This is a genomic window from Rhodopseudomonas sp. NSM, from assembly GCF_052445935.1.
Lineage (GTDB): Bacteria > Pseudomonadota > Alphaproteobacteria > Rhizobiales > Xanthobacteraceae > Rhodopseudomonas.
Genome location: NZ_JBQTCH010000003.1, coordinates 205,009 through 219,037, shown reverse-complemented (window position 1 = coordinate 219,037; position 14,029 = coordinate 205,009). Strand labels below are relative to the sequence as shown.

Genomic DNA, 14,029 nt, shown 5'->3' with positions numbered 1-14,029 from the left:
GGCGCAAGTTGCGCCGGCGATCGAAGCGGGAGCACGCCATGCCGATCGAACGCTTTGAATTCCCCGGCAGCGGCGGACATCGGCTCGCGGCGGCGCTCGAACTGCCGGGCTCGGCGCCGCTCGCCTTCGCGCTGTTTGCGCATTGCTTCACCTGCGGCAAGGACAATCTGGCGGCGCGGCGGATCGCGGCGGGACTTGCGGCGCGCGGCATCGCGGTGCTGCGGTTCGACTTCACCGGGCTCGGCGCCAGCGAGGGCGACTTCGCCAATGCGACGTTCTCCTCCAACGTCGCCGATCTGGTTCTGGCCGCCGATCATCTGCGCGAGGTTCATCGGGCGCCGTCGCTGCTGATCGGCCACAGCCTCGGCGGCGCCGCGGTGCTGGCGGCCGCGGCGCAGATCCCCGAGGCGAAGGCGATCGCGACCATCGCCGCGCCGTCGGATCCATCGCATGTCGCCGGCCTGTTCGCCGAGCATGTCGACGCGATCCGCGAACAGGGCAGCGTCGAGGTCTCGCTCGCCGGCCGGCCGTTCACCATCAGGCGCGAATTCCTCGACGACGCCGGCGAACACAATCTGATGGCGCAGGTGACCAAGCTGCGCAAGGCGCTGCTGGTGATGCACGCGCCGACGGACGCCACCGTCCATATCGACAACGCCACCCGGATCTTTCTGGCGGCGCGGCATCCCAAGAGCTTCGTCTCGCTCGACCATGCCGATCATCTCCTGAGCAACCGCCGCGATGCGAACTACGCGGCCGACGTGATCGCCGCCTGGGCGGAGCGCTATCTCGACGCCCGGCCACCCGCCGCCACCACGGGCGCGCCGGAAGTGCCGCGCACCGTGATCGTGCAGGAAACCGGCGAAGGCAAATTCCAGCAGCGGATCAGCGTCGGCCCGCATCAATTGCTCGCCGACGAGCCGGTCGCGGTCGGCGGCGCGGATTCGGGGCTTGGACCCTATGATCTGCTGCTGTCGGCGCTCGGCGCCTGCACCTCGATGACGATGCGGCTCTATGCCGAACGCAAGAAGCTGCCGCTCGATCGCGTCACCGTGACGCTGAACCATGCCAAGATCCACGCCGAGGATTGCGCCGAGTGCCAGACCAAGGTCGGCCTGCTCGACAGGATCGAGCGCGTGATCGCGATCGACGGCGACCTCGACGCCGAGCAGCGCGCCAGGCTGATCGAGATCGCCGACAAATGCCCGGTGCATCGCACGCTGACGTCGGAAGTAACGATCGTGACGCGGACGGCGGAGTGAGCGAAGAGCATGATGCGCAGCGATGCGCTTGTGTCGGGATGCTGCGGATCCAATACGAACACTCTGGAATACTGGGTCGCCCGATCAAGTCGGGCGATGACGGGGAGAGAGCGTGGTGCGAGCGCTGCCACCATCCCGGCGCGTCAGTCTGAGCCTGCCACTATCTCGACGCCGTCATCCTGAGGTGCTCGCCCGACAGGGCGAGCCTCGAAGGATGCGGAGACGTGCGCGGCCGGTGCCTTGCGGCCCATCCTTCGAGGCTTGCTGCGCTCGCGCCTCAGGATGACGGAGCGCGAGTTGCAACGCCCGCGCGCGGGGATGAACTCAACTGTCAAACAGCCCTGCCGAACAGCCATGCGAATGTCTTCTCGCGGCGCCGGAGCGTCCGAGGTTTGCACCCGTCGCTGTCACAGCGAGGGGTGGGGGCGCGCCGGTCGGCGCGGGTTGGTGGTGGTTCTCGCGATCACTTCTTGCGAAGGACCGCGCAACGCCTGATCGGCGCGCCCACCGCGGCGGTTTTGGGCGTCGGGACCGTTCTTCCGGGAGCACAGCGGAGCGGGATCTCCCCGGCCTTGCTGCGCCCGTCCAGCCACGAAAGCGGCAGCCGCTCGTAGTAGCGGCGGACGGTGACCTCTGCCTCCCGGACGCGTGCTTGCGAGCCACGACGCGCAGGACGCCGCGTCCGTTCGACTCCGCCGGCCGAGCCGGCATTGCCAAACTATCATCGGGGCCGGTTGCCCAGCCCGCCCGATCTGTCCCGCTATCCGACGCCTCGCGAAGCGCCCCTCACGGACAGGACGATGCGGACTATAATCATATTAGGAATGTTGTCAACACGTGATTTGTCCCGTGTCCCGGACGCGCTGCGGCACGGAGTGCCGCTGCGCAGAGCCGGGACCCCGGTTCGCGGGATCAAAACACTTGCTACTTCTCGGAAAGAAACCGGGGTCCCGCATCTGCGGCGCAGCGCTGCGCGCTGCACCGCGTGCGGGACACGAAACTGAAGATTGGCCGGAAAGCCTCTCGCCTCCGTCATTCCGGGTTCACAAGCTGCGCTCGCGCCCCGGAATGACGAACGAGAAGTGAAGCGGCGCGCAGCGGATCGGCGGGCTAAGCGGGCGGGCGGGCGCTCATCGTCAGCAGATCGTAGCGGGCGACCGGCTCGTCGTGCTGGTTGACCACTTCGACGTCCCAGCGCACTTCGCCGTATTCCGGACGGCGCGCCGAGGATTTCTGCTTCACCGTGAGCTTCACCTTGATGGTGTCGTCGGGCGACACCGGCTTGAGGAAGCGCAGATTGTCGAGGCCGTAATTGGCGAGCAGCGGGCCCGGCGCCGGATCGACGAACAGGCCCGCGGCGAAAGCCAGGATCAGATAGCCGTGGGCGACGCGGCCCGGGAAGAACGGGTTGGCCTTGGCCGCCGCCTCGTCCATGTGGGCGTAGAAGGTGTCGCCGGTGAAATGCGCGAAGTGCTCGATATCGTCGAGCGTGATCGGCCGGCTCGCGGTCTCGATGCTGTCGCCGATCGCCAGCTCGTCGTAATTCCGCTTGAACGGATGCACCGTGGCGGCCGGCGACGGTGCGCCGCGGCTCCACGTGCCGGTCAACGCCGCCAGCCGCCGCGGCGACGCCTGAATCGCGGTGCGCTGCATGTAGTGATGCACGCTGCGCAGCCCGCCGAGTTCCTCGCCGCCGCCGGCCCGTCCCGGCCCGCCGTGCAGCAGCGCCGGCAACGGCGCGCCGTGGCCGGTCGACTCCGCGGCGCAATCGCGATCGACGATCAGCAGCCGCCCGTGCCAAGGCGCGATGCCGAGCGCGATCTGCTCCGCCACGACATTGTCGTAAGTGAACAGCGACGCGACCAGGCTGCCTTCGCCGCGGCGAACCAGCTCGATCGCCTGATCGATGTCGTCATAAGCCAGCACGGTCGCGACCGGGCCGAACGCCTCCGTGTCGTGGACTTTTCGCGCCGCCATCGGATCGCGGGCGCGGAGCAGGATCGGCGCCATGTAGGCGCCTTTGGTCGCGTCGATGCCGTCGCCCTCGCAGCGCTCCGGATTGCCCGACACGATCTCGGCCTCGGTCTGCAGAGTCGCGATCGCAGCGCGGACCGCTTCGCGCTGCGCGCGGCTGACCAGCGGCCCCATCGCCTTGTCGTCCTTGCGCGGATCGCCGAGCCTGACCTCGGCGAGCTTGTCCTTCAACGCCGCGAGCACCGCGGCCTGCTGCGCGCGCGGCACCAGCACGCGGCGGATCGCGGTGCATTTCTGCCCGGCCTTCGCGGTCATCTCCCGCACCACCTCGCGAACGAACAGATCGAATTCCGGATCGGCCGGGGTGACATCCGCCCCGAGGATCGCAGCGTTGAGCGAATCGCGCTCGGCGACGAAGCGGATCGCATGGCGCGCGACATTGCGATGCGCGTGCAGCTTCTCCGATGTCTCGATCGAGCCGGTGAAGGCGATGACGTCCTGGCCGGTCAGATGATCGAGCAGATCGCCGGTGCCGCCGCAGATCAGTTGCAGCGCGCCGGCCGGCAGCAGGCCGGATTCGTGGATCAGCTTGACCAGCGCCTCCGCGACGTAGGCCGTCGCCGTCGCCGGCTTGGCGATCACCGGCACGCCGGCGAGCAGCGCCGGCGCGAGCTTTTCCAGCAGGCCCCAGCACGGGAAGTTGAAGGCGTTGATATGCACCGCGACGCCGTGCAGCGGCGAGAGCAGATGCTGACCGACGAAGCTGCCGCGCTTGCCGAGTTGCTCGACCTCACCCTCGACGATGAACGGCGTATCCGGCAATTCGCGACGGCCGCGCGAGGCGTAAGCGGCGAGCGTGACCAGCCCGCCGTCGATATCGACCGCGTTGTCGCGGCGGTTGGCGCCGGTGTCGGCGGCGAGCGCGTACAACGTCTCCTTGCGCTCGCCGAGATACGCGCCCAGCGCCTTCAACATGTCGGCGCGCCGATGAAAGCTCAGCTTGCGCAGCGCCGGCCCGCCGATTTCGCGCGCATGCGCAACCATCGCGGCAAAGTCCAACCCTGCGCTGGAGGCGCGCGCCACCACGCTGCCGTCGATCGCACTCGCGATCTCGACCCGGCCTTCGTCCGGCGTGACCCAGCGATCCTGCGCGAGGCTTTGCAGCGTGATGGTCATGATCCCTCCCGATTTGTTGTTCGGTCCCCGGCGCGATCGAGCGGTTTGACGCACAGGGCGGCCGTTGACACGATGATGGCTTGGGCTAATAATTGACTGACCGATCGTTCAATTCAAGAGGCTTTCGAAGCCCGTGAACGGTGAGAGAAGATTGGGGAGAGAAACGTGAAGGACGACCTGATCGGCGGTCGCGGGCCGCGCCGCATCGCGACGCCGGCCGGTTGCAGCGGAGTCGCGCGGTGACCGCAGCGCCCTCTCCCGCCCCGGCCGAATTGTCGCCCGACGACCTCGCGCGCGCCTGCGCCGACGCGATGTGGGCGAACGATCATGCCAGCAAGGCGCTCGGCATGGAGATCGTCGAGATCGGCCCCGGCTTCGCGACGCTGGCGATGACCATCACCACCGAGATGGTGAACGGCCACGGCATCGCCCATGGCGGCTTCATCTTCACGCTCGCCGACTCCGCCTTCGCCTATGCGTGCAACTCGCGCAACGAGAACACCGTGGCGGCGCAAGGCCAGATCAGTTTCATCCGGCCGAGCAAGCTCGGCGCGAAGCTGACCGCGAGCGCGCGCGAAATCACCCGCGCCGGACGATCCGGCATCTACGACGTGCGCGTCAGTTCGGCCCGCATCGTCATCGCCGAATTCCGCGGCCATTCGCGCGCGATCGGCGGAACGCTGGTGCCGCCGCAACAACCCGATCAACGCTGAGAGAGGACAGAGCGATGGCCGCGAGCATCCATCAGTTGCGAGCATCTTCCGGCTACAGCGCCGAACTCGACGAGGCCGAACGCGCCTCGCGCGACGAGATCACGGCATTGCAGACCAGACGACTGGCCTGGACGCTGAAACACGCCTACGACAACGTCGCGCATTACAAGAACGCGTTCGACCGCGCCGGCGTGCACCCGTCGGACCTCCGCGAGCTCGGCGATCTGTCGAAATTTCCGCTGACGTCGAAGACCGATTTGCGCGACAACTACCCGTTCAGCATGTTCGCGGTGCCGCGCGAACAACTGGCCCGCGTCCACGCCTCGTCGGGCACCACCGGCAAGCCGATCGTGGTCGGCTACACGCTGAAGGACATCGACAGCTGGGCCACCGTGATGGCGCGCTCGCTGCGCGCGGCCGGCGCGCGGCGCGGCATGATCCTGCACAATGCCTATGGCTACGGCCTGTTCACCGGCGGGCTCGGCGCGCATTACGGCGGCGAGAAGCTGGGCTGCACCGTGGTCCCGGTCTCCGGCGGCATGACCGAGCGGCAGGTGCAACTGATCAACGATTTCAAGCCCGACATCATCACCGTGACGCCGAGCTACATGCTGGCGATCCTCGACGAGTTCAGGCGGCAGGGCCTCGACCCGCGGCAGTCGTCGCTGAAATACGGCGTGTTCGGCGCCGAGCCCTGGACCAACGCGATGCGCGCCGAGATCGAGCAGGCGTTCGACATGGACGCCACCGACATCTACGGCCTGTCGGAAGTGATTGGACCCGGCGTCGCGCAGGAATGCGTCGAGACCAAGGACGGGCTGCACGTCTGGGAGGATCACTTCTATCCGGAAGTGATCGACCCCGCGACCGGCGCGGTGCTGCCCGACGGCGAGAAGGGCGAACTGGTGTTCACCTCGCTGACCAAGGAAGCCTTCCCCGTCATCCGCTATCGCACCCGCGATCTGACGCGGCTGCTGCCGGGCACGGCGCGGCCCGGGATGCGGCGGATGGAGAAGATCACCGGCCGCTCCGACGACATGATCATCCTGCGCGGCGTCAACGTGTTTCCGACCCAGATCGAGGAAGTGCTGCTCGGCACCGACTGGTGCGGCGGCCATTTCATCATCGAACTGACGCGCGACGGCCGGATGGACGAGATGACCGTGCTGGCCGAAGCCCGCCCGGAAAGCTGGGACGGCGCCGGCCTCGTGCCGCACGCCGAACGCGTCGCGGCCTACATCAAGAACACCATCGGGATCTCGACCACCGTCAAGGTGGTGCCGCCGGATACGCTGGAGCGCTCGCTCGGCAAGGCCAGGCGGGTGTTCGACAAGCGGCCGAGGGGGTAAGGCGGTTAGTTCGTCATTCCGGGGCGCTCGCGCAGCGAGCGAACCCGGAATCCAGAGGTTCAGGGCATCTCTAGATTCCGGGTTCGCGCAGCTTCGCTGCGCGCCCCGGAATGACCTCAACTACAAATGATCGTAATCCACCACCACGCGCTCGGTCGTCGGCTTGGCCTGGCAGGTGAGGATGAACCCCGCCGCGAGCTCCCACGGCTCCAGCGAGTAGTTCAGCTCCATCTGCGCCTCGCCTTCGACCAGCTTGGCGCGGCAGGTGGAGCACATGCCGCCTTTGCAGGCGAACGGCAGATCGACGCCGGCGCGCAGCGCCGCGTCGAGGATCGCTTCGCCCTCGGCGACCGGCACTTCGCGGCGCTTGCCGTCGATGATCAACGCGGCGATCGCCTTCGGCGGCGCGCCCGGCGCGACCACCGCCTTGGGTCGCGGCTTGCCGCCGAGGCCGGAAACGAAGCGCTCGACATGGATGCGCTGTTCGGCGATGCCGAGTTCGCGGCAGGCGGCCTCGACGTCGTCGCTCATCCCGGTCGGGCCGCAGACGAAGACGTGATCGACGCTCGCCGCCGGCAGCATCGCGGTCAGCAGCAACCGCACCTTGTCGCGATCGAGCCGGCCCTGCATCACCGGCACGTCCTGCTCCTCCTGAGACAGCACGTGGAACACCGCGAAGCGCTGCAAGTAACGATCCTTCAGCGTCTCCAGCGTGTCGCGAAACAGGATCTGATCGGTGCTGCGGTTGCCGTAGAACAGGAAGAAGCGGCTGTCGGGGTCGCGCGCCAGAACGGCCTTGATCAGCGACAGGATCGGCGTGATGCCGGAGCCCGCGGCGAAGCCGACATAGGTCCGCACTTCATCGGCCGCATGCGCGACACCGAAGCGGCCGGTCGGCGTCATCACCTCGAGCGTGTCGCCGGCTTTCAGTTCCTCGGTCGCCCACACCGAGAACGCGCCGCCGTCGACCTTCTTCACCGCGATGCGCAGCTCGCCGTCGTCGGGGCCGGAGCAGATCGAATAGGAGCGCCGCACCTCCTCGCCGTCCATCGTGGTGCGCAGGGTCAGATACTGGCCCGGCGCGAACTGGTAGGCGTCGGCCAGATCCGGCGGGACGGTGAAGCTCAGCGAGATCGCGTCGCGGCCTTCGCGGCGCAGGTCGCGGATCACCAGCGGATGGAAGCGCGGGATGGTGGCGGAGATGTTCATGGCGGCGCTCAATGGCACTTGAAGTAATCGAACGGCTCGCGGCAGCTCCTGCAGCGCCACAGCGCCTTGCAGGAGGTCGAGCCGAATTCGGACAGTTGCTCGGTGTCGATCGAACCGCATTGCGGACAGGCGACTTCCGACGGCGCGCCGAACAGCGCGCGGCGGCCGGTCGCGGCCTGCGGCGGCGCAATGCCGTAGTCTTTCAGCTTGGCGCGGCCCTCCGCGCTCATCCACTCGGTGGTCCAGGCCGGCGCCAGCACGGTTCGAACGCTCGCGTCGCCGATGCCGGCGCGCGCCAGCGCGGTCTCGATCTCCAGCGTGATCATGTTCATCGCCGGGCAGCCGGAGTAGGTCGGCGTGATCGTGACCTCGACTCGGCCGTCGTTGACGCTGATGTCGCGCAGCACGCCGAGATCGGCGATGGTCAGCACGGGAATCTCCGGATCGACCACGGTCGCGGCCGCGGCCCAGGCGCGGGCGCGCAGCTCGGAATCGCTGGTGGCGCGCGTCACCATGTCTGGCCCGGATAGGTCCGCTGCATGTATTGCAGCTCGGTGAGCAGATGGCCGAGATGCTCGCTGTGCCGGCCGCTGCGGCCGCCGCGCTGCACCCATGTGCCGGTCGGCAGCGTCAGCGTCGCTTCGCCCAGCACGGCGGCGATCGTGGCCTGCCAGGTGTCGCGCAGGCTCGCGGGATCGATCGCGACGCCGGCCTCGATCAGGCTGCGCTCGCCGGCGTCGGCATCGAACAGCTCACCCGTGAACGGCCACAGCGCGTCGATCGCGTCCTGCGCGCGGCGGTGGCTTTCGTCGGTGCCGTCGCCGAGCCGGATCATCCATTCCGACGTGTGGCGGAGGTGATAGGCGCTTTCCTTCTCGGATTTGGCAGCGATCGCCGCGAGCGTAGCATCGCGCGAGCCCATCATCGCCCGCCAATACGGATCGGCGAACGCCGAGTAGTAGAATTGCCGCGCGATGGTGCGGGCGAAATCGCCGTTCGGCTGCTCGACGAGCAAGAGGTTCTGGTAGTCGCGCTCCTCGCGCAGATAAGCGAGCTGATCCTCGCCGCGTCCGCAGCCCTCGACGGCTCCCGCATAGTTGTAGAGCTCGCGCGCCTGCCCGATCAGGTCGAGCGCGACGTTGGACAGCGCCATGTCCTCTTCCAGCATCGGCGCGTGCCCGCACCATTCCGACAGCCGATGCCCGAGGATCAGCGCGTCGTCGGCGCGGCGAAGGGCGTAGGTGAACAGCGGGGTGTCGGTGAGGGTGATGGACATGGCTGCCGAGCTCGATCGGTTGAATTGAACTGTCGACCTATCCCCGTCATTGCGAGCGAAGCGAAGCAATCCAGTGCCGTGCACTGAGCCTCTGGATTGCTTCGTCGCTTCGCTCCTCGCAATGACGTTGAGAGGCTTTTGGCTCATCCTTCGAGGCCGCCGCTGCGCGGCGGCACCTCAGGATGACGTTGCTATGTGTGGCGGCCACTAACTACATATGCCCGACTTCGTCCGGCACCTCGTAGAACGTCGGATGCCGATAGATCTTGCTTTCGGCGGGCTCGAACAGCATGCCGGCCTCGGCGGGATCGCTCGCCGTGATCGCGCTCGACGGCACGACCCAGATCGACAGGCCCTCGCCGCGGCGGGTGTAGACGTCGCGGGCGGCCTGCAGCGCCAGCGTGGCGTCGGCGGCGTGCAGCGAGCCGACGTGTTTGTGCGCGAGGCCGTTGCGGCTGCGGATGAAGACTTCCCACAGCGCCGTATTCGGCGTGGTCATATGTCGTTCCCTCCTGCTCTCCCTCTCCCCGCCTTTGGGAAGAGGTCGGTGCGAGGGGCCGTCTCCGCGAGTCGCGACTGCTCGGCCGCGTTGAGACGCCCCCTCACCCGCCCGGCTTCGCCGGTCGACCTCTCCCCGCGCGCGGGGAGAGGTTTCAACTCAGTCCGGCGTTCTACGCCGCCAGTTTCTTCTTGCGCTTCTCGGCGTAGGCCGCGGCCGCTTCACGCACCCAGGCGCCGTCGTCATGGGCCTTGCGGCGCGCCGTCAGCCGATCGCGGTTGCACGGGCCGCTGCCGGCCAGCACCTGCTTGAATTCGTCCCAGTCGATCGTTCCGTAGTCCCAGTGGCCGGTTTCGTCGTTCTTCTTCAGATCGGCATCGGGAATCGCGAGACCCAGATAATGCGCCTGCGGCACGGTGGCATCGACGAATTTCTGGCGCAGCTCGTCGTTGGAGAAGCGCTTGATCTTCCATCTGGTCGAGGTGTCGCTGTGCTGGCTCGCCTGGTCCGGCGGGCCGAACATCATCAGGCACGGCCACCACCAGCGATCGAGCGCGTCCTGCGCCATCGCCTTCTGCTCGGCCGAGCCCTTCGCCAGCGTCAGCATGATCTCGTAGCCCTGGCGCTGGTGGAACGACTCCTCCTTGCAGACCCGGATCATCGCCCGCGCATAGGGGCCATAGGAGCAGCGGCACAGCGGGATCTGGTTCATGATCGCGGCGCCGTCGACCAGCCAGCCGATCGCACCGATGTCCGCCCAGGTCAGCGTCGGGTAGTTGAAGATCGACGAGTACTTCGCCTTGCCGCTCAGCATCTGATCGACCAGCTCCTCGCGCGAGGCGCCGAGCGTCTCGGCGGCGGCGTAGAGATACAGCCCGTGGCCGCATTCGTCCTGCACCTTGGCGAGCAACGCCGCCTTGCGACGCAGCGTCGGCGCGCGGGTGATCCAGTTGCCTTCCGGCAGCATGCCGACGATCTCGGAATGGGCGTGCTGGGAGATCTGTCGCGTCAGCGTCTTGCGATAGGCGGCGGGCATCCAGTCGTTGGGCTCGATCCGCTCCTCGGCGTCGATCCGCGCCTGAAACCGCGCGGCGCGGCCGGCGTCTTCGAGGTTGCGATCCTCGGCTTCGGTGGTGTTGAGGGCCTGGGTGTACATGGCGTGGCCTCGGCGTTTCCTCGCAGGCTCGGGCACGCGGCCCGGCCTTGTTGGAAATATAATTGACCAATTGGACGGTCAATGCAAGTGTCGGAACCATCCGCGGTTCGTGTCGGGCGTGCCGCGCCAAGCAGGATGTTGCATCGCATGGCTCGCACGCGAGCGAACGACTACGACCAGAAACGCCGCGGCATCCTCGGCCGTTCCGCAAAACTGTTCGCCGAGCACGGCTACACCGGCACCTCGATCACCATGATCGCGGAGGCTTGCGGCGTCTCCAAGGCGCTGATGTATCACTACTACCGCTCCAAGGACGCGGTGCTGTTCGATCTGCTCGCGGATCATCTGCAGCATCTCGTCGGCGTGGTCGAAGCCGCGGCGCAGTCCGAGGGCGACGCCGGCGAGCGGCTGTTCGCGATTTCGGCGGCGCTGCTGGAAGCCTATCGCGGCGCCGACGCCGAGCATCAGGTGCAGATCTCGAGTCTGAAGCTGTTGCCGCCCGAACAGCAGGAGCAATTGAAGGCGCTGGAGCGCAAGCTGGTGGCGCTGATGTCGGACGCGATCAGCGCGGCGATCCCGGCCGCCGCCGCAAGGCCGCATCTGCTGAAGCCGCTGACGATGTCGCTGTTCGGGATGCTGAACTGGCACTATCTGTGGTTCCGCGAAGGCAAGGGACTGAGCCGCGAGACCTATGCGAAGATGGTGACGACGCTGATGGTCGCCGGCGCCGAACAGGCAATGGACGCGATCACGGACGACGACACCAGGCCCGAGCGCACAGCGGCGCGCAAGAAGAACGAGCGCCCGGCAGTGGCGCGGCGGGCTTAGCAACCGTCATTCCGGGGCGCCGCGCAGCGGCGAACCCGGAATCCCGCAGTTCAGGCCCCCTCGACATCCGAGTCGCTGCGCCGCGTTTTCGACAGAACAGCTCGGGGTTCCGGGTTCGCGCGCGCTGCGCGCGCCCCGGAACGACGGGATGTGTCCCGCCCAAAAAGAAAGGCCCGCTTGCGCGGGCCGAGAATTCCGGTGGTCCAATCTTCGGCAGGACTACGCCAGACCGGCTTTTCGCCGATCAGAGCGGCTTGCTGAAGGTCTTGGTCAGGTTGTCCTGCGCCGACTTGGTGCTGTCGGCCACAAGCTTGCCGAGATACTCGGTGGTCGACTTGGCGCGCGACATCAGGACTTCGCCGTGCGAGCGAACCAGATCGGACTGGATCTGCACCGCTTCGTTCAGCGACTTCGCCGACGCCATCTTGTCGATGCCGGAGAAGAACGCCTGGGTGTCGGCATAGATCGCCTGCTGGATGCTGCGGCTGATCTTGGCGGCTTCGCTGACCGAATGGCTGACGGCCTCTTCGATCGCGGAGGTGACCTTCTCCGAACCCGCCTGGAAGTCGGCGGCCTTTTCCTTGGCAGTGCCGGCCGCGCGCTTGACGAAGTCGCGGGTCGCTTCCGGAACTTCCAGATTCTGGAAATTCTTGAACGCGTCGCCGACCGGCGCGAACGCCTGCTTGACGTTGTCGAACGCAGCCTGGTGAGTCTCGGTATAATTCTGGTCGGTCATCGGGTGTCTCCATCCTCGGTGGTTGAGCTATGGTCCTGCCCGTCCGGTTGCGGCCCGGGCAGCCGCAATATGGCACAACCTATGTTGCATTGCAACAAAATGTTGCAATGCAACAAGCTGGATTCCGATTAAGTCACTGAAATCACTTTTGAAAATTTCGCATTCATCATGATTAACGCGTGCGTTTCACGGCCATGGCGATCCAGGGTTGCACGTCGATCCGGCACCGATCGGCGCTATTTCGCGTGCGGCGGCTTCGGCGTGGCGGCGGTCTTGCCACCCTGGTTGATCGCCGCGGTGAGCTGATCCAGCCGCGCCTCGATCGCCGACAGTCGTGCGCCGTATTCGTCCATCTGCGCGCGCGTCGGCAGGTTGAGACCGGCGAGATATTTCTCCATCATCTCGCCGAACTGTTTCTGCGCCTCTGCCGTGGCGCCGCCGACCTGGCCGACCGCCCTGGCGATTTCCGGGGTCGCCATCGCCTGACTGGCGAGCGCAGTGAAGCCCTTGCTCATCTCGCCGAACATCGCCTGCCACGCCGCGGCCGGGTCGGTGTCCTTGTCGGCCATTGCCTTCTCCTCCTCGAACTTATTCGCTCGCCCAGACGTCGAGCACATAGCGATCGCGCCCTGCTCGATCAATCCGGACATCCGTTCGTTTTGCCTGGCGATAAAACCAATCGAGGCGATCGTCGAAGCCGCCCCGATGGTGTCGAGCGTCGGCGCGGTCATGCCCCGCACGAGTCGATCTCGTCGTCCTCATGCCGCGGGCGATCGCGCCGCATAGGCCAGCGCGAACGGCCCCGAGCGATCGAACGGCACGAATGCGCCCTCCGGCTGCGCCAGTCGATCGGCGATCGCCCACAGCACCGCGGCGTTGACGGTGAGCCCGGTATGGCTCGCGAACAGCACCTCGATGTTCTCGGCGGTCGGCGACGGCCGCAGCCGCGAGGTGCGCCAGTTCACGATGCCGTCGGTGCGCGAATAGATCGAAGTCGTCGGCACCGGCATGTCGCCCGCGAGCGCTGTCAGGTCGTCGAGCCCGATCTCGTCGAGATCCTCGCCCGAGAGCCGCTCATAGACCCGCCGCGCATTGGTGGCGGTGATGTCGCCGGAAAACGGGGTGCCGAGCGTGACGATGCAGCGGATCGTCTCCGGCGCATGCAGCGCGAGGTCGCGCGCATAGACGCCGCCGAGGCTCCAGCCGACCACACTGACCTTGCGGCCGGATGCCTGATGGATCGCGGTCAGGCGCCGGCGCAGGCGGCCGCGCATCCGGTAGACGCCGCCGAAATTGCGGCCGAGCTCCCAGGCGAACGGCTGATAGCCGAGCGCGCGCAGATAGCGCCGCAGCGGCGCGGTCGACAGATCGCTGGCGAGCAGCCCCGGCAGCACCAGCACCGGATGGCCGTCGCCTTTCGGCGCCTGCAGCAGCAGCGGCGACAACAGGATGCTGGCGTTGAATTCCAGCAGGCTGCGCACCTCCGCCAGCAACAGCGCGAGGCTCGGCGGACGCAGACGATGGTGAGGGGTCGCGCGGTCGACGGCCGCCATCCTGCCTCCTGTCGTGGCGGTTTACTTCTTGTTTCCGCCCAGCCCCGCCATGGTCACGAACATATCCTGGAAGCGCTCGGCGATTTTCGGATCGAAGGTGAACCAGCTCTGCATCAACGCCTCCGGCGACACCTTGTCGATGTTGGACAGCATCTGCTGCTGCAGCCTGTCCATCACCGCCGTCTGCATCGGCTGCACATTGGGCAGGCCGAAGAACGCGCGGGCTTCTTCGGGGGTGCAATCGATCTCGACGTTGACTTTCATGGCCGCTCCGGATTTCTGCAGTGGTGCGTCGTGT

The 14,029-nt window shown here is 67.0% G+C and carries 14 protein-coding genes; 4 read left to right on the top strand and 10 right to left on the bottom strand.

Features of this window, described 5'->3' with window-relative positions:
• Positions 1-38: 38 nt before the first annotated feature.
• Positions 39-1,262: a bifunctional alpha/beta hydrolase/OsmC family protein gene (locus tag ACTZWT_RS09445; RefSeq protein WP_444769418.1), complete on the top strand. Its 1,224-nt coding sequence runs from the start codon at positions 39-41 to the stop codon at positions 1,260-1,262.
• Positions 1,263-2,372: 1,110 nt separating this feature from the next.
• Here ACTZWT_RS09445 and paaZ read toward each other — a convergent pair.
• On the bottom strand, positions 2,373-4,412 hold the full coding sequence (gene paaZ / locus ACTZWT_RS09440) for a phenylacetic acid degradation bifunctional protein PaaZ (protein WP_444769417.1): 2,040 nt from the start codon (positions 4,410-4,412) through the stop codon (positions 2,373-2,375).
• A 311-nt stretch (positions 4,413-4,723) separates the two neighbouring features.
• Between paaZ and paaI the strand changes: the two genes are divergently transcribed.
• Both paaI and paaK read left to right on the top strand, forming a co-directional pair.
• Complete coding sequence (gene paaI, locus ACTZWT_RS09435; RefSeq protein ID WP_444769886.1) at positions 4,724-5,125, top strand: hydroxyphenylacetyl-CoA thioesterase PaaI; 402 nt, start codon at positions 4,724-4,726, stop codon at positions 5,123-5,125.
• 14 nt (positions 5,126-5,139) lie between these two features.
• A complete protein-coding gene (paaK, locus tag ACTZWT_RS09430; protein WP_444769416.1) occupies positions 5,140-6,474 on the top strand; it encodes a phenylacetate--CoA ligase PaaK in 1,335 nt (444 codons plus the stop codon).
• Positions 6,475-6,594: 120 nt separating this feature from the next.
• On the opposite strand, the gene paaE is transcribed toward paaK, so the two are convergent.
• The 5 genes from paaE to paaA form a co-directional block, all read right to left on the bottom strand.
• On the bottom strand, positions 6,595-7,683 hold the full coding sequence (paaE, locus tag ACTZWT_RS09425) for a 1,2-phenylacetyl-CoA epoxidase subunit PaaE (protein ID WP_444769415.1): 1,089 nt from the start codon (positions 7,681-7,683) through the stop codon (positions 6,595-6,597).
• Positions 7,684-7,691: 8 nt separating this feature from the next.
• Complete coding sequence (gene paaD / locus ACTZWT_RS09420) at positions 7,692-8,198, bottom strand: 1,2-phenylacetyl-CoA epoxidase subunit PaaD (RefSeq protein ID WP_444769414.1); 507 nt, start codon at positions 8,196-8,198, stop codon at positions 7,692-7,694.
• Positions 8,192-8,959 (bottom strand): 1,2-phenylacetyl-CoA epoxidase subunit PaaC, encoded by a 768-nt coding sequence (gene paaC / locus ACTZWT_RS09415; RefSeq protein WP_444769413.1) that lies wholly within the window; start codon positions 8,957-8,959, stop codon positions 8,192-8,194. The genes paaD and paaC overlap by 7 nt, the downstream gene beginning before the upstream one ends.
• Positions 8,960-9,170: 211 nt before the next feature.
• Complete coding sequence (gene paaB, locus ACTZWT_RS09410) at positions 9,171-9,458, bottom strand: 1,2-phenylacetyl-CoA epoxidase subunit PaaB (RefSeq protein ID WP_444769412.1); 288 nt, start codon at positions 9,456-9,458, stop codon at positions 9,171-9,173.
• Between the two features lie 172 nt (positions 9,459-9,630).
• Positions 9,631-10,614: a 1,2-phenylacetyl-CoA epoxidase subunit PaaA gene (gene paaA / locus ACTZWT_RS09405; RefSeq protein ID WP_444769411.1), complete on the bottom strand. Its 984-nt coding sequence runs from the start codon at positions 10,612-10,614 to the stop codon at positions 9,631-9,633.
• A 147-nt stretch (positions 10,615-10,761) separates the two neighbouring features.
• Between paaA and ACTZWT_RS09400 the strand changes: the two genes are divergently transcribed.
• Complete coding sequence (locus ACTZWT_RS09400) at positions 10,762-11,442, top strand: TetR/AcrR family transcriptional regulator (RefSeq protein WP_444769410.1); 681 nt, start codon at positions 10,762-10,764, stop codon at positions 11,440-11,442.
• Positions 11,443-11,686: 244 nt separating this feature from the next.
• On the opposite strand, the gene ACTZWT_RS09395 is transcribed toward ACTZWT_RS09400, so the two are convergent.
• The 4 genes from ACTZWT_RS09395 to ACTZWT_RS09380 form a co-directional block, all read right to left on the bottom strand.
• Entirely contained in the window at positions 11,687-12,178 is a 492-nt protein-coding gene (locus ACTZWT_RS09395; protein WP_444769409.1) for a phasin, read from the bottom strand.
• Positions 12,179-12,414: 236 nt separating this feature from the next.
• Entirely contained in the window at positions 12,415-12,747 is a 333-nt protein-coding gene (locus tag ACTZWT_RS09390; protein WP_444769408.1) for a hypothetical protein, read from the bottom strand.
• A gap of 189 nt (positions 12,748-12,936) precedes the next feature.
• Positions 12,937-13,731, bottom strand: coding sequence for an alpha/beta hydrolase (locus ACTZWT_RS09385; RefSeq protein ID WP_444769407.1), 795 nt, complete (start codon positions 13,729-13,731; stop codon positions 12,937-12,939).
• 21 nt (positions 13,732-13,752) lie between these two features.
• On the bottom strand, positions 13,753-13,995 hold the full coding sequence (locus ACTZWT_RS09380) for a DUF6489 family protein (protein ID WP_011442526.1): 243 nt from the start codon (positions 13,993-13,995) through the stop codon (positions 13,753-13,755).
• Between the last annotated feature and the right edge of the window lie 34 nt (positions 13,996-14,029).

What these genes read in the sequence shown, in the direction of transcription:
- paaZ (WP_444769417.1), bottom strand. Translation starts at nt 4,412, where the DNA reads ATGACCATCACGCTGCAAAGCCTCGCGCAGGATCGCTGGGTCACGCCG.
- paaI (WP_444769886.1), top strand. Translation starts at nt 4,724, where the DNA reads ATGTGGGCGAACGATCATGCCAGCAAGGCGCTCGGCATGGAGATCGTC.
- paaB (WP_444769412.1), bottom strand. Translation starts at nt 9,458, where the DNA reads ATGACCACGCCGAATACGGCGCTGTGGGAAGTCTTCATCCGCAGCCGC.
- ACTZWT_RS09395 (WP_444769409.1), bottom strand. Translation starts at nt 12,178, where the DNA reads ATGACCGACCAGAATTATACCGAGACTCACCAGGCTGCGTTCGACAAC.
- paaK (WP_444769416.1), top strand. Translation starts at nt 5,140, where the DNA reads ATGGCCGCGAGCATCCATCAGTTGCGAGCATCTTCCGGCTACAGCGCC.
- ACTZWT_RS09380 (WP_011442526.1), bottom strand. Translation starts at nt 13,995, where the DNA reads ATGAAAGTCAACGTCGAGATCGATTGCACCCCCGAAGAAGCCCGCGCG.
- ACTZWT_RS09385 (WP_444769407.1), bottom strand. Translation starts at nt 13,731, where the DNA reads ATGGCGGCCGTCGACCGCGCGACCCCTCACCATCGTCTGCGTCCGCCG.
- ACTZWT_RS09390 (WP_444769408.1), bottom strand. Translation starts at nt 12,747, where the DNA reads ATGGCCGACAAGGACACCGACCCGGCCGCGGCGTGGCAGGCGATGTTC.
- paaC (WP_444769413.1), bottom strand. Translation starts at nt 8,959, where the DNA reads ATGTCCATCACCCTCACCGACACCCCGCTGTTCACCTACGCCCTTCGC.
- paaD (WP_444769414.1), bottom strand. Translation starts at nt 8,198, where the DNA reads ATGGTGACGCGCGCCACCAGCGATTCCGAGCTGCGCGCCCGCGCCTGG.
- paaE (WP_444769415.1), bottom strand. Translation starts at nt 7,683, where the DNA reads ATGAACATCTCCGCCACCATCCCGCGCTTCCATCCGCTGGTGATCCGC.
- ACTZWT_RS09445 (WP_444769418.1), top strand. Translation starts at nt 39, where the DNA reads ATGCCGATCGAACGCTTTGAATTCCCCGGCAGCGGCGGACATCGGCTC.
- ACTZWT_RS09400 (WP_444769410.1), top strand. Translation starts at nt 10,762, where the DNA reads ATGGCTCGCACGCGAGCGAACGACTACGACCAGAAACGCCGCGGCATC.
- paaA (WP_444769411.1), bottom strand. Translation starts at nt 10,614, where the DNA reads ATGTACACCCAGGCCCTCAACACCACCGAAGCCGAGGATCGCAACCTC.